This is a genomic window from Nioella aestuarii (assembly GCF_050896395.1).
In the GTDB taxonomy this organism is placed as follows: domain Bacteria; phylum Pseudomonadota; class Alphaproteobacteria; order Rhodobacterales; family Rhodobacteraceae; genus Nioella; species Nioella aestuarii.
Genome location: NZ_JBPBBA010000037.1, coordinates 1 through 14,245 on the forward strand (window position 1 = coordinate 1; position 14,245 = coordinate 14,245).

Genomic DNA, 14,245 nt, shown 5'->3' on the forward strand with positions numbered 1-14,245 from the left:
GAGAACCCGCTGTTCTACAAAGAGAACACCCGCATGTTCTACGGCGACGCAAAGGCCAGCATCGACAGCCTGCTGCCAAAAGTGGGCTGAGGCCCCCCAAAGAACGAGAATGGACGAAGCCCCGGATTTCCGGGGCTTTTTCTTGAACCGATGGCGTGGCGATCATAGCATGTCTGGACCATTCACGAACCAGGGGACCAGCGTCATGACCCGCTTGCTCGCTTTGATCGTTCTTGTTGCAGCTTTTTCAGCCCAATCTGCCTCGGCCCAATGGAATGACCCAAGATGGGCTGCGGAACGCCAGTATTACATGGGCCTCAGCGCGCGCGCCTGCGAGGGGGATGCGACTGCGCGCCAGATCCTTGAGAACGATGCGTGGGACAGCGGTCATCCGATTGCCATGAATTCCTGGGCGTCTGTGCTTAACCCAAACCGAGGCTGCGTGGGGGTTGCAACGGGCGGAGGAGCGATGACGCTGCACTTCTGGGAATTGGCTGCGAACGGCGGTTACCCGCCCGCAATGTACAACTGGGGGTTCGCCCGCCTTGATGGTGACTTTGGGTTGGATGTGGATATTGGCGAAGGGCTGCACTGGATGGAAAACGCCGTTGGTGTTGGCTATCCGCTTGCCGCTGCGACGCTGGCTGAGGTGTATTCCCAGGGCCTCTACGGTCAGCGCCGGGATCAGCAGGCGGCACAGGCCTATTTTCAGCGGGCGCAGCAACTTGGACTTCCGCAGGACAGGCTTGCTGAGCTTGCCGGCCTGATCGGGGTCTCCGCGGGTGCAGGCGACAGCTCGCGGCTGGTTCAGCCTGATGTCCAGCCACAACCCCAGCCCGGACCAGGTGGTGGTGCCGGGTATTTTCAGGTGACTATCGGCGGCGCGTCCAGCTATGGCGGTGTTCCGCGTCTTGGCGATCGGCAGAACATGGGGAACTGGGTCGACCAGATTGTGTATGTCGGGCAGCTATTTGGGCGAGAGGGCGGTTGCTGGACCACCGACGGCCTTTACATCGTGGGTCGTACCCGTGTGGATATGACGGAATATGCGACCGCAACTCTGGAGCAACTGATCGAAAATTCGGACCGGGAACGGCAAGCCGGACGCGGAGCGCGGTATGTTCAGGACTTCCGCGACTTGAATGCAGGCATCGCTTTTATCGAGCAAAATCAGGACCGCGTGGACAATACCGGGCAACCCTTCATGATGACACTGGCCGAGGCCCAGGCCTATGGACCCCGATGCCAGAGCAACTCGGGCGATATCCAGTATCCGACACCAGTGCGGACCGCTGGATTCTAGGAAGGCAAGGTCGCAATCGGATGGGTGTTGCGATGGATTTCGCAGGCGTTTGGGGGATTGACCCCATGCCGATCGTGGTCGTTTGAATGTAGGCTTGGGTTAGTTTCGAATTATGTTCAAGGAAAGCCAGCCATGACACGCCTTTTTGCCACCGCTCTTACCGCTCTGACACTGTCCACTGTTGCAGCCCATGCCGAATGCCGGGTGATTGAATTCGCCCCCGGCACGAATTCTGCGCAGGTTCATGCTACGTCCTACCATGCGTTGACCGAGTGTTTCTTCCTGCGGGTGCGGCCCGGACAGGCTGCGCATGTGCGCATCATTGGCGGCACGGACACGACCTTTGACACGCCCGAGACGGGCCCCGATCAGATCGACACGTCCTTCCTGCTGAATTCCAATTGGCTGGAGGTCTACATTCAAAAGGGATCTGCGAACCCGGATCGGGAAAACGTGATCGTCGAGTTCACCATTAACTGAGCCGCGCCGCGAGACGCCCCACATCTTGGCGGATCTGGTCCCGGATCGGCCCATGCCTGGGGATGTCACGAAGCGTTGTAAACCAGTGGTCCGGCGGGGATTTGCCCCGGCGGGCCTTGTCCCATCTCAGCGCCCTCAGCACGGCTTCGGCTTCAGGTGGCAAACGCGCGGGGATGTCATGGCCGTTCAGCGTGGCCCAGACCCCGGTCCACAACCTGCCGACCGACCACGGGTTGTAACCGCCGCCCCCCAAAACCAGCAAGCGTGGGGCGTTCAGGTCCATCAGCGCGCGGACAACAGCCCAATGCGCATTGTTGGACAGGGTCAGGCGAGAGAGCGGATCTTCCTCCACCGCATCCGCCCCGCATTGCAACACAATGGCATCTGGTCGAAAGGCGTGCAGGGCAGGCAGGATCAGGTCGTCGCGGATGAGGTCCATCTCGCTGTCATTCAGCCCGCGCGGCACCGGCAGGTTGAAGCAGTTGCCGCCACCGTCATCGGACAGCGCCCCGGTGAAGGGCCAGCGGCGGTCTTCATGCACAGACAAGAGCAGCGCATCAGGGTCGCCCGCGAGGCCGTATTCCACGCCATCGCAATGATGGGCGTCGATATCGACATAGGCAATGCGTTGCGCACCGGCACGGCGCAACGACAGCATCGCCAATACCGGATCGTTGAGATAGCAAAAGCCCCCCGCGCGGTCGGGGAAGGCGTGATGGGTGCCGCCGCCGGGGTGGTAGATGACGCCGCCATGGGCCAGCATCTCGCCCGCCTAGAGCGAGGCACCAGCCGCGGTGGCCGGGCGACGGAACATCTCGGCGTAGACCGGGTTCGACACGGTGCCGATCCCGTGCCGATCGCGGATCTCTGGGCTAACCTGTTGCCGGGTTTCGGCGTCTTGCAGGGCGGCCAGATAATCGGGGGTGTGCCATATCGTCAGTGCGGCGGGTTTGGCGCGGGGGCTGTTGCGGTATTGCGCAGGCGGCAGCCAGCCCATGGCGCGCGACAGGTCCATGACGGTCGACACACGGGGCACGCGCAGCGGGTGGTGCGGCCCATAGGAAGAATGGCGATAGATCTCGGAGCCGAAGAAAAGCGGGCCTTCCAGGCCCAGTTGGTCGGTCATGCGTGATTTCCCTGCCATTGTCTGAAGAGAGTTCGCGCCAAAGGTGCAATTTTCAACCCCGTCTCTTTGCGGTCGCGGATTTTCCGACTAGATTGGTCGGGAGCAGCACGGTCACAAAGAAGAGGCACCCAAGCGCAGATGGGAAGCTTTCGAACATATCAGTCTCCCATACGCCTTGAAGGCGCTGGCAAGCGCGAGCCGCGGATGCAATTCGCAGCGCTTCCTTTCCGGCGCAAGAAGTCAGAGGTTGAAATCCTCTTGATGACCAGCCGCGACACCGGGCGGTGGATCATCCCAAAGGGCTGGCCCATGGATGGCAAGACACCCGCCGAAGCCGCCGCACAGGAAGCCTGGGAAGAGGGCGGCGTGCGCGGGGTTGTCAGCGAAACCTGCGCGGGCTTTTATTCCTACACTAAGTCGCTGCCGGACGAGGATGGCCGCACGCCTTGCATCGTAGCCGTGTTCCCGCTTGAGGTGCGTAAGCTGGACAGCGAATTCCCAGAGGAGGGAATGCGCAAGCTGAAATGGTTCACGCAACGCAAGGCGGCGGTGCGCGTGGATGAGCCAGAGCTGAAAAAGATCATTCGCAACTTTTCTCCCGGCAAGTATATGTGACGTCCCCGCGACATACCGGGGCTTGATTCTGCACCCGCGAAGACTACTGTTTTGCAATCATGATCCGCTACACGCTCAAATGTGCCGATGGCCACAGCTTTGACAGCTGGTTCAAGTCCGCCGAAGCCTTCGAGGCACTCGAAGGACGTGGACTGCTGTCCTGCTCGGTCTGTGGAAGCAGCGATGTGCAAAAGGCGATGATGGCGCCAAGAGTGGCGAAGTCTGCCTCGAAACCTGAGGAAAACGCGCCTGTCAGCTTGTCAAAACCGGCCAACCCGATGGAAGAAGCCTTGAGCGCCCTGCGCAAACATGTAGAGGAAAACTCCACTTATGTGGGCGGCAATTTCGCCCGGGAGGCGCGCAAGATTCATCTGGGCGAGGCACCCGACCGGCTGATCCACGGAGAAGCGAACCCCGAGGAGGCAAAGGCGCTGATCGAGGATGGAATTCCCGTTGCACCCTTGCCCATCATACCCAAAAACCGGAGCACCTGAGATATGCACGCTGTTGTGACCGGAGCCTCCCGCGGGATTGGACTGGAACTGGTCAGACAGCTTTGTGCACGTGGCGATGCGGTTCTTGGAACCTGCCGTGATGGGGAAACCCGCGATGTGGGTGCGTGGCAGGCGCTGGACGTGACCGACCCCGCCTCGGTCGCGGCTCTTTCGGCGGCGCATTCTGGACCCGTGGACCTGCTGGTCTGTAACGCGGGCGTGTATCTCGATAAGCTGCACCAGATCGATGATGGTTTCCCGCCCGAGATGTGGGCGCACACTTTCGCGGTCAATGTGACGGGTGTTTTCCTGACCGTCCAGGCACTGTTGCCGCAGCTTCGCGCGGCTGGGGGCGCAAAAATCGCAATCATAGGCTCTCAGATGGGCAGTGATACGAAGGCACCGGGGGGGTCTTTCATCTACCGGGCGTCCAAGGCGGCCGCGCTGAATCTGGGGCGCAACCTGGCGGCGGAACTACTGCCAGAGGGGATTGCCGTGGGTGTCTATCATCCCGGCTGGGTCCAGACCGACATGGGGGGCACGGCGGCCGATATCACGGTGCGGGACTCTGCCGAGGGGCTGTTGGCGCGGTTTGACGCGTTATCGCTGGCCTCTACGGGCTGTTTCCTGACATGGGACGGGCGTGAGCACCCTTACTGAGCAGCAACCTCTGACGGGCCGTCATCCTCGACAAACGCGCGTAATTCAGGGTCTTCGAGCTGCATTTCGATGGTGCGCAGTGCACTGTCCAGCGCAGCGCGTTGAAGCGCTGCAAGATCGCCATCGCGTAACATCTCGTCCATACGGCCCTGCAGGTCGCCCGAGCGGATCGACGCATCTTCGCAGGAATTGAGATCAAACTTGTCCCAGTAGTCCATGTCGATGCGACTTTTGTCCTTGGAATTGGCCGTGCCGCGCAAGCGCTTGAGCAGAAATTCCTCACGGCTTTTGATCGCGTAGTGGTTCATCTGTGCGAAGTCATAGGCGACGATATCCTTGTTCGACCGCCAGCCACTGCGCAGATATTTCTCACCCATGGGTTCGCCGCGCGCGTTCACCCAGTTCACCTGGTCCGGGTGGATGTCGACCTTCTTTTCGAAGCGGGGCCGATGAACGCCGAAATAGTCGAAGCTGGCGGGGCGGAAGAGTGTCTTGAAGCCCCAGACCAGCCCGTTTTCCGGGTTTTCGATGCGGCAGGCGCGGGTAAAGCGCTGTGTCACCGGTTCGGGCATCATGTGGCGCTGTCCGCCGGATCCGAAGAGGCGCCAGTTTGCCGAGATGGCTTCGGTTGTGTCGGGGCAGGCCCCGATCAGCGCGTCAACGGTGCCGTCGCCCACATGGATGTTGAGGAACTCATCCGCATCCGCAATCAGCACCCAGGACGCCTCACGCACCACCGACATCTGGTTGGCCCTGCTATAGGCGCGGCGTTGCGGATCCATGCGGTGGCCGATCGGGTTGTCGAAGTGATGGACGACCCCCATGGAGTCCAGCCGGTTTAGCAGCAGGTTCGTACCGTCAGTGCAGTCGTTGGAGAAGAGAACGAAATCATCGAATCCCAGATTGCGGTAATGGGCGATCCATTCCAGCAGATAGGGCCCCTCGTTCTTCATGGTGGACAGCACCACCTTGCGCCCATTGCCGGGGTAGGGCAGCGAAAGCTTTGGCCGCAAGGCGGGGGCGGCAGGTTTATCTTCAGGCATTGCAGCAGACTCCGGTTCGGGAACGGCAGCCCCGGTTTCGTCGATCACCTCGCCTGTCTTGCGGGCCTTCTGAATCAGCGCGATCAGCCGGGAGCGGGTTTCTGGTGCCAGATTTGGGGCGGGCTGTTCGGGTTCCGGCTTCTTGTCGGTTCTTTCGCCGGTTTCGAGATCAACCCCGGTTATCTTCGCCAGTTCCTCTGCGTCCATTGCATCCTGCCGCTTCTCGGCATTTCGGATGCCGGTGGACCGCGCAATCATCTTGGCGATGGTCTTGTTGGGCACTCCTTCGGCCTGCATCTTGCGCACCAGTTCCTGGGTGTCCTTGGGCAGATGCTGAGTGAACAGCACCTCATCGAGCTGGTCGATGCGTACCGCGCCGGCCTCTCGCAGGCTGGCGACCCATTCGTCGTATTCGCCGGTATGGCGCAGCTGTTCGACGCGGGCGGCGTGGTAGGCGAGCGCGTCGTCCTGCAACTTGGCGAGCGTCTTGTCCTTCAGCATCTCCTCCATCAGCGCCTTGACCTTGGGTGCATGGCGCGCGGCGCTGACATTGGGTTCCTGCTCGTTCCGGTCGAAGATCGAGAAATAGGAGGCGTTATATTTGTCCTCCTTGTTGTTCACGTTGCCGCGCAGCCGGCGCAGCAGGTAGGCTTCGTAGCTTTTGACGGCGTAGTGGTTCATCTCAACGAAGTCGTAAGACAGCGTTGGTCCGGTCGAGCGCCAGCCGCTTTTCTTGAAGCTTTCGGTCATCGGCTTGCCGCCGCCGTTGACCCATTTCAGCGCCAGCAGTTTTTCAACCTGCCCTTCCTTCGACGCCTTGTGCTTGATCGACGGGCGATGGATGCCGAATTTCATGTCGGGGAAGGGCCGCACCATGGACTTGACGCCCCAGCCCTTGCGGAACCGATCGGGCGCGCCGTGGGTGTAGCTTTCAGTCACCAGACCGGGCCGCCAGTCGAGCACATTGTTGGATCCGTAGAAACGCCAGGTGATCATGACGCCCTCGGTCTCGTCCGGCATGGCATCGACCAGTTCCTGAACGGTGCCCTCGCCAAGCTTGATGTTGACGAATTCATCGGCGTCCATGGTCAAGACCCATTCGGACTCGCAAATCTCGGGGTTTTTACCTGCCAGCCACAGCGCATGGGGCTGCGGTTTCTTGCCCTTTGGCACTTCGTTGCGGAAATGCTGGCAATAGCCCATCTCCTGCAACCGGATCAGCATGTCATCCGTGCCGTCCTGACAGTTGTTGGTATAGACACAGATGTTATCGAAACCGATCAGGTGATGATAGGCGACCCACTCCAGCAGGCAGTGGCCCTCATCCTTCATCATCGACAGGATTGTGTACCTGTGCTTCGGCATGAACTGCCCCCTGGGCGCGCGCCCGTTGCTCGTATCCTCGTGCCAATCCGTCCGATGGGACCGGTCATTCGTATTGAGACGGATTAAAGCGCATATCCCTCTCAATTGCGAGGGGCCGCGTGGGGATGGATTCAATTGGAGGCATTTTTTTGAGTTCAAGAGTGTCTTTGATCACTCTCTCGTGATGCGCAACAAATTTCCGTCGCGAAAAGTTGTGTGCATTTACGCGCAGAAACATCTGCTGAGTTTGCCGTTTTGATCGGCAATTTCCGGGCCTATCTGCTTCCTCACAAGGCGGGTCGCACCGCCACCACAACACCGCAAACACATATTCGACTCTCGAAAGGAAAGACCATGAAAACCCTCGCAATCACCGCTTCGCTTGTTGCTGCCCTGTCCGCTCCGGCCTTCGCAAATGACACCCTTGCCGCCTCCGTTGGCGTGGAAGCAGGTCAATATACTCTTGCTGAACTGATCCAGCTGCGCGACGCCCTGGAAGGCAACGACCAGGCAACGGCCGCCTTCATCCTGAACGGCAACGAAAACCCCGTTGACGGCTCGGTCGCCTTTGAGGCCCGTCTGCGTCAGGCCGAAGAAGACGGTGACTATGCCATCGCATCTTACCTGCGCAACAGCGGTTCGGAAGTGATTTCGACCCAGAGCTTCGGCGTGAACGAAACCGCCGCCCGTATCTTTGCGGAACTGGCAGAAGCTGACGACAGCTAAGATCAGGGCGGGCCAGCTCGGCTCGCTCTAACCGCGCCATCCCAGATTGTCCCCCCTGTTCCTGATCCGACCCCTCCCCAAGCGGATCACTCCTGGATGCGGTGCGGTGAACCGGTCCTGATGCGAAAGTGTCGGGGCCGGTTAACGTTTGGGGGTTGAGGCGCGGTTATCCGGTAGACAGAACCGCGCGGGCCAGCGTCTCGACATAATCGTCAACGGTGCCTGCGGACATGCCGCAGCGCAGGCTGTCATGATAGAGCATCCGAAGCAGCAGTTCGTCATGATGGGTCAGGACGCCGAATTCTTCGTCATCATTGAAGATCGACGGCCACGCCTCGGGGCTGTCATTGGTCAGGCCCATTCCCTGCGCCAGCTCTTCCTCGATGCAGGATCGGCGCATAAGCGGCGGGTGTTCAGCGCGGACGATTGCAATGGCCTGCTGATAGCCGTCGGCGGGATTTACGCCAGGTACGGCAACGACCATACAAAAAGTGTTGGGGCGCATCCGTAAAATAGCGCCCTGGGCCGCCCGGCTGAGACCTGGTGCAATCTGTTGCAGGATAGATCGCGCATTGGCGCGTTCATCGTCGTTCAGGATCAGAACGTGAAAGTTGGGCGCAGAATTGACCACGCTGATCGGATGACCGCTTGCCCGTTGCAGCCGCTGCGCCACGCTTTGAACGGTGGACAGATCCCGACGCTGTTGTGGTCCGCTGACCGAAGCGCCGAAATGCACGCCAAGCCGAATGGGCTGTTCCCACCTGCGCAGAGGGGACGCACCGCCGCCCTGGGCTGCCCCACCTCCACGCAAGGAATATTCGGACCGCATGGCAATGGCCATGAAGTTGCGCGCCAGTGTCGTGGCGTCGAGACTGGTACTGCGCCGTTCCTGCCGCAGGCGGCCTTCAGATACCAGCTGCTGTTCCATCTGCTGATAGTAGCTGGCCAGTTGAACAACAGGTTCGTGCTGTGCAACGGCCCGCGTCGCGCCAAGCGCACAGGCCGCGCAGGCGACAAGCGAAAGGATCAGTCGGGCAATCGCGCCTTTGGTGGGCGTGTTGCGGGTAAAGATCATGTCTAGCTCCGGCACTGGTGTCGGGAGTGGCCCGGCGAGTGATCCGGGCACGTCGCGATCAGTGTTCGAGGGCATCGGGAGACTGTCAACCGCTGCGAGGAAATTGTGAACGGAGATAGCTGTGATGGGGGCATTGCGCTTTCGGCTAAGCGCCTGCCACGTATTGCGAATTCACCTGGAAATACGGCTTTCCGCTTTTGATCACTTTTTCAGGGTGTGTTGAGGTGCGCCGCTCCTGCCGCGGCGGGAATCGCCCTGCTTGGGTCAAAGTGAGGTTGTCACACCGGCGCTTTGCAACTGGTGCAGGCGGGCATAGGCCCCGTCCGCCTGCATCAGATCGGAATGCGTGCCTTGTTCAACGACTTGGCCTTTGTCCATCACCACGATCAGATCAGCGTTGCGGATGGTGGACAGGCGATGCGCGATGACCAGTGTCGTGCGCCCTTCGGACAGGCGTGCCAGCGCCTCTCCCACCAGTTTTTCGGATTGCGCATCTAGGGCGGAGGTGGGTTCATCCAGCAGCAGGATCGGTGCATCGCGCAGCATGGCGCGAGCGATTGTGACCCGCTGACGCTGGCCGCCTGACAGGCCCGAGCCGCGCGGACCGACCGGAGTTTCGAGTCCGAGGGGAAGCGCGTTGGCGAATTCCAGGACCGAGGCAGCCTCGGCCGCGGCGCGAACCTCTTCGTCGGTGGCGTCGAGGCGACCGAGACGGATATTCTGGGCAATCGTTTCGTCAAAGAGCGCCTCGGCCTGACCGACAAGCGCAATGGAATCGCGCAGGCGTTCGATATCGGCGTCCGTTGTCGAGGTGCCACCAAGTGTAATGCGACCAGCGGAGGGATCGACCAACCGCGACAGAAGCGAAAACACCGTGCTTTTGCCTGCGCCGGACGGGCCCACAAGGGCTGTGGTCTTGCCCTGTGCGGCGGTGAAGCTGAGACCTTTCAGCACTGGCATATCGCCATAGGCGAAATCGACCCCGTCAAAAACCAGATCGCCGGGGGTCAGCGGTTTGGGCTGGGCCGGAGGCATGATTGTCGGGCGCGCCTCGAGCACTTCATAGAGCCGTTCGAGCGAGGCCATGGCTGCCTGAACATTTCCAACCAGCGCCGACAGCCGTCGCATCGGATCAAAGACCAGCGCCAATGCGGTGAAAAAGGACATGAACTGCCCCACGGTTTTTTCACCCGCCATAATCTGATGCCCGCCATAGATCAGCACCGCCAGAAATCCGACCGCCGCGATAATGTCGATCATCGCCGGATTTGCCGCCTTGCCCCGTTCAGAGCGCAGCTGTGCCGCGAGGAAACCGTTCACCTCTCGGTTAAAGCGGTCGGTTTCGTGTTTTTCCAACCGGTTGACCTTGATGGAAACGATGCCGTGAAAGATTTCATCCAGCTGAGTAGACAGGCGAGAGGCCGCTTCGCGCGCAACACCGGTGGTTTTGCGGATCAACCTTTGCAGCAAAGCCAGTGGGAGGATCAGCAGCGGCACACCAGCCAGCGCCAGAAGCGCCCATTGCCAGTCAGACCAGATCATCACAGTCAGCAGCGATATGACCGCAATCGCGTCTCGTCCAAGGGTCATCAGTGTGGCGCTGGCCATGCTTTGCAACGCCAGCGTGTCGCCGCGCACCCGTTCAATTAGCGCGCCCGGGGCGTTGTCCTGAAAATACCGTGAATCAAGGCCCAGCAAATGCGCCAGCAGCCGGGATTGCAGATTCGTCGTGACGCGCAGACCAATCGTGACAATCAGCACCCTTTGACCGAAGCCCGACATGGCTCGAAGGATGAAGACGCCCGAGATGGCCATCGCAACCCACATCACCGAATCCGAGTCGCCTGCAACGAAGAACTCGTCGAAAAGCGGTTGGATAAGATAAGAGATGGCCCCAAGCGAGCTGCCTTCCAACACCATCAGCACGGAGGCCACGATCAACAGCGGCCAGAACTGCACCACATGGTCTTGCCACAAGCGGATCAGCAGGTGTTTATGAGGTTCACTCACGACGCAGTATCCAGTCCAACATTCGGTTTCCGCCGCGAGCTTCGGTAAACCGGGCTGTCAGCGCTTCGGGATCATAGACCGTATCGACCCAGTCCAGAAAGCTGATACCGGTCTTTTGGCGATCTTCCGCGTAAGCATCGACAAAGGCGTCAAGAATGCCCGTGCGTGATACCCGCAGATGCGCGTATTTCCAGGACAGTTGCCGTGCCGCGATCTCTGGTTCGGTACCCCGTGCCAAAAGGTACAGAACCGAGGCCAGGCCGGCCCGGTCCGCGCCGGATTTGCAGTGCATCAGCATCGGTTTCTCAGCGGCGTCCATCAGCATCAGAGCCGTGTGAATATCCTGCTTTGTCGGGGCAGCGCTGGAATACAGCCGCCCATTGACCAGCGTGATCCCAGAAGCGGCGCAAGCTTCGGTTTCCAGCAGGTAGCTGCCCCAATGGCTGACGCCGCGAAAGTTCAGGATGGTGCGGATGCCCATCTGCGCCAGATCGGCGATTTGCTCGGGCGAAGGCTGGTTGGATCGCCAAACGCCCGGGGCAATTTCGAAGCGGTTGGTCCAGAGCTTTCGAATGATGCCATGATCGAGAATGTTCATGTCATAGCGCGCTGCCTTTCGCGCACCGGGTGCGTCCAGATCCGCCGACCAGCCTGCGCGCCATTCGGCCAATGCCGCATGGCGGCGGTCACGGCGGTTGCGCAGGGCTGTCTTCAGGGCGGTGATCACGGGGCGGCGGGCCTTGGTCTGTTTCGGGTATGGCTGATTACGCTGGACAGGTTCGTTTCACAAGCCGATCAGGGCAGCAGCAGGAGCCATCCAGAGGCGGTCAAAACCGTGGCTGCAGTGCCGATTAACACGGCAGAGGCCGCAACCCGCTTTGCCGCGCCATACATATTGGCGAAGAGATAGGCGTTGACGCCAGGGGCCATGGCCGCCGTCAGCACAGCGCCGCGCAATTGATCGGTTGTCAGATCGGTCACAACGCGGCCCATGCCATAGGCAATCGCCGGGTGGACCAGCAGCGACAGCACACAGACATAAGCGATGACCTTGGCGTCTCCTTCGGGCCGGTAGCGATAGAGAACTCCACCAAGGCCGAACAGGGCGGCGGGCAGAGCGGCGCGGATCATCAACGACAAGGCTTCGTCCACGATGCCTGGCAGGGGCAGGGCTGTCAGGTTGACGATGAACCCCAGAATGATGCCGATCATCAAAGCGTTGGAAAAAATCGCCCTGCCCACGGTTTTCAGCAGCCGAATGGGCGCGCGGGTTTGGGTGATGGCAATCTCCATCGTGGTGATGCCAAGCAGGTAGCAAAACGGCGCGTGGATCGAGATGATGGCATAGTTTGGCACCAGCGCCTCAGCGCCATACGCGCGTTCCATGATCGGCAGGCCAAGCAGCACGGAATTGGCAAAGAGCGCCACGAAGCCGATGGCGATGCTGTCAGGCAGGCTGCGCCCGAAGACATAATACGCGCCGAGGATGCCAAGAACGAAACAGGCAGTTGAGCCGGTGAAGTAGGACAGCAGTAAGCGCCAGTCGAAGCTTTGTCCCAGATCGAGCGAGGATATGGCTGCAAACAGCAGGCAAGGCACCGCGAATTTCTGAGTGAAGACCATCAGCCCATCGACACCGCTGTCGGAAAACAGCCCGCGCCAAACGGCTAGGTACCCGGCCCCAAGCACCAGGAAGACGGGCAATACAACGTCAAGCAGGGCGGTCATTCAGACCTCGTACCGGATCACCAGCCCGTCATAAGCGGGCGTGATGTGGTCGGGTGTTTCATCTGTGACGGTCTGGTAATCCAGATCAATGTGCATGTTGGTCAGCACCGCGCGGCGGGGTGCTGCGCGCTCGATCCAGCCAAGGGTCTTGTCCAGATGCGCGTGGGACGGGTGTGGCATACGGCGCAGGGCGTCCACGATCCAACAATCGAGATCAGCCAATGCGGGCCAAGTGGTCTCCGGGATGTCGGACGCGTCAGGCAGATAGGCCAGATCGCCGATGCGAAAGCCCAGACTGTCGATATTGCCGTGCTCGACCTCGAAAGGGGTCAGTCGGATCACGCCGCCGGGTCCGTCAATCTCGATATCGCCATCAATGGAGCAGAGATTCAGGATCGGCGGATAGGCAGACCCTTCGGGTTGCACGAAGGCATAGCCGAACCGGTTGAGCAGGTCGTTCTGCGTCGCGCCATCGGCGTAAACCCGGATCCGCTCGCGCATGTTGAAGACGATCATGCGCAGGTCGTCGATGCCATGTACGTGGTCCGCGTGACCGTGGGAATAGACCACGCCATGCAGCTCGCCCACCCCAGCATCCAGCAGTTGCGACCGCAGGTCGGGCGAGGTGTCTATCAGTACGCGGGTAGTGCCCCCCGTATCTTCGCGTTCGATCAGCATCGAACAGCGGCGGCGGCGGTTCTTGGGATTGGTCGGGTCGCAATCGCCCCAATGTCCCCCGAGCCGGGGCACCCCCCCAGACGATCCGCAGCCCAGAATGGTGAAACGCAGCTCGGCCATCAGGCGGCGTGCCTCCATTCCTTGGCCTTCCAGAACAGGCGGTCGAAATTGGCGGTGGTCTGGGCGAAAAACGCGGCTTCGGACATGCCGAACGTCTCGGCTGCACGTTTGGCCGTGTGGAAGGTATATGCCGGTTCATTGCGTTTGCCGCGATAGGGGGGCGGCGCAAGATAAGGCGCGTCGGTTTCCACAAGGATGCGGTCCACGGGCGCGGCGGCGAAGATGTCGCGCAGATCGGATGAGCGCGGGAAGGCCGTGATCCCTGACATCGACAAGTAAAACCCAAGGCCAAGTGCGCATTCCGCCAGCGCGGGCGACGAGGTGAAGCAATGCATCACACAAGTGAACGCGCCACGGCCATGCTCTTCCGTCAGGATGCGGGCCATATCGTCATCGGCATCGCGCGAATGAATGATCAGCGGCAGGCCGGTCCGGCGCGCGGCCTCGATATGCAGGCGCAGGCTGTCCTGCTGCATATCGGCGCTGTCGGCGGTGTAGTGATAGTCGAGGCCGGTTTCCCCAATGCCCACGAATTTCGGATGTTTCGCCAGCGCCACCAGTTCCTCGACCGTGGCCATGGGTTCGTCTGCGGCACTCATTGGATGGGTGCCTGCGGCCCAGAAAACCGGGGCATGGGCGTCGGCGATGGCCTGAACCTGCGGCACATTGCGAAGCTTGGTGCAGATCGTCACCATGCGTGTCACGCCTTGATCAACGGCGCGGCTGATCACCTGCGGCAGTTCCTCAGCAAAATCGGGGAAGTCGAGGTGGCAATGGCTGTCGACAATATCCGGCAGGTCACTCATCAAGCGTCGTCCTTTG

At 60.6% G+C, this 14,245-nt stretch carries 13 protein-coding genes and 1 pseudogene; 6 read left to right on the forward strand and 8 right to left on the reverse strand.

Features of this window, described 5'->3' with window-relative positions; genetic code table 11:
• The first annotated feature begins 205 nt into the window (after positions 1-205).
• Together ACROHD_RS17020 and ACROHD_RS17025 are read left to right on the forward strand one after the other, a co-directional pair.
• Positions 206-1,303, forward strand: coding sequence for a tetratricopeptide repeat protein (locus tag ACROHD_RS17020; protein WP_432679572.1), 1,098 nt, complete (start codon positions 206-208; stop codon positions 1,301-1,303).
• Between the two features lie 132 nt (positions 1,304-1,435).
• Positions 1,436-1,783, forward strand: coding sequence for a hypothetical protein (locus tag ACROHD_RS17025; protein WP_432679573.1), 348 nt, complete (start codon positions 1,436-1,438; stop codon positions 1,781-1,783).
• Here the strand turns inward: ACROHD_RS17025 and ACROHD_RS17030 are convergent.
• Positions 1,776-2,909 (reverse strand): annotated as a pseudogene (locus ACROHD_RS17030) (acetoin utilization protein AcuC). The gene ACROHD_RS17025 and the pseudogene ACROHD_RS17030 overlap by 8 nt on opposite strands.
• Before the next feature lie 204 nt (positions 2,910-3,113).
• Between ACROHD_RS17030 and ACROHD_RS17035 the strand changes: the two are divergent.
• The 3 genes from ACROHD_RS17035 to ACROHD_RS17045 are packed head-to-tail and all read left to right on the forward strand — an operon-like array spanning position 3,114 to position 4,678.
• Entirely contained in the window at positions 3,114-3,524 is a 411-nt protein-coding gene (locus ACROHD_RS17035) for an NUDIX hydrolase (protein WP_432679574.1), read from the forward strand.
• 59 nt (positions 3,525-3,583) lie between these two features.
• Positions 3,584-4,018, forward strand: coding sequence for a DUF1178 family protein (locus ACROHD_RS17040; protein ID WP_432679575.1), 435 nt, complete (start codon positions 3,584-3,586; stop codon positions 4,016-4,018).
• A gap of 3 nt (positions 4,019-4,021) precedes the next feature.
• Positions 4,022-4,678 (forward strand): SDR family oxidoreductase, encoded by a 657-nt coding sequence (locus tag ACROHD_RS17045; RefSeq protein ID WP_432679576.1) that lies wholly within the window; start codon positions 4,022-4,024, stop codon positions 4,676-4,678.
• On the opposite strand, the gene ACROHD_RS17050 is transcribed toward ACROHD_RS17045, so the two are convergent.
• Positions 4,672-7,086, reverse strand: coding sequence for a glycosyltransferase family 2 protein (locus tag ACROHD_RS17050; protein WP_432679577.1), 2,415 nt, complete (start codon positions 7,084-7,086; stop codon positions 4,672-4,674). The two genes, ACROHD_RS17045 and ACROHD_RS17050, sit on opposite strands and share 7 nt — an antisense overlap.
• Before the next feature lie 354 nt (positions 7,087-7,440).
• On the opposite strand from ACROHD_RS17050, the gene ACROHD_RS17055 reads away from it, so the two are divergent.
• Positions 7,441-7,812 carry a hypothetical protein gene (locus tag ACROHD_RS17055; protein ID WP_432679579.1) on the forward strand — a complete coding sequence of 124 codons (372 nt, stop codon included), beginning with the start codon at positions 7,441-7,443 and terminating at the stop codon, positions 7,810-7,812.
• Between the two features lie 166 nt (positions 7,813-7,978).
• Here the strand turns inward: ACROHD_RS17055 and ACROHD_RS17060 are convergent, their stop codons facing one another.
• From ACROHD_RS17060 to ACROHD_RS17085, 6 genes are all read right to left on the reverse strand, one after another.
• Positions 7,979-8,962, reverse strand: a complete 984-nt coding sequence (locus ACROHD_RS17060; RefSeq protein WP_432679581.1) for a DUF2927 domain-containing protein — start codon at positions 8,960-8,962, stop codon at positions 7,979-7,981.
• A gap of 189 nt (positions 8,963-9,151) precedes the next feature.
• Positions 9,152-10,897: an ABC transporter ATP-binding protein gene (locus ACROHD_RS17065; RefSeq protein ID WP_432679583.1), complete on the reverse strand. Its 1,746-nt coding sequence runs from the start codon at positions 10,895-10,897 to the stop codon at positions 9,152-9,154.
• Complete coding sequence (locus ACROHD_RS17070; RefSeq protein WP_432679584.1) at positions 10,890-11,624, reverse strand: fused DSP-PTPase phosphatase/NAD kinase-like protein; 735 nt, start codon at positions 11,622-11,624, stop codon at positions 10,890-10,892. The genes ACROHD_RS17065 and ACROHD_RS17070 overlap by 8 nt, the downstream gene beginning before the upstream one ends.
• Before the next feature lie 68 nt (positions 11,625-11,692).
• Positions 11,693-12,625, reverse strand: coding sequence for an AEC family transporter (locus ACROHD_RS17075; protein WP_432679586.1), 933 nt, complete (start codon positions 12,623-12,625; stop codon positions 11,693-11,695).
• Positions 12,626-13,423, reverse strand: coding sequence for an MBL fold metallo-hydrolase (locus tag ACROHD_RS17080; protein WP_432679608.1), 798 nt, complete (start codon positions 13,421-13,423; stop codon positions 12,626-12,628).
• Positions 13,423-14,229 carry a TatD family hydrolase gene (locus ACROHD_RS17085; RefSeq protein WP_432679588.1) on the reverse strand — a complete coding sequence of 269 codons (807 nt, stop codon included), beginning with the start codon at positions 14,227-14,229 and terminating at the stop codon, positions 13,423-13,425. The genes ACROHD_RS17080 and ACROHD_RS17085 overlap by 1 nt, the downstream gene beginning before the upstream one ends.
• Positions 14,230-14,245 lie beyond the last annotated feature (16 nt).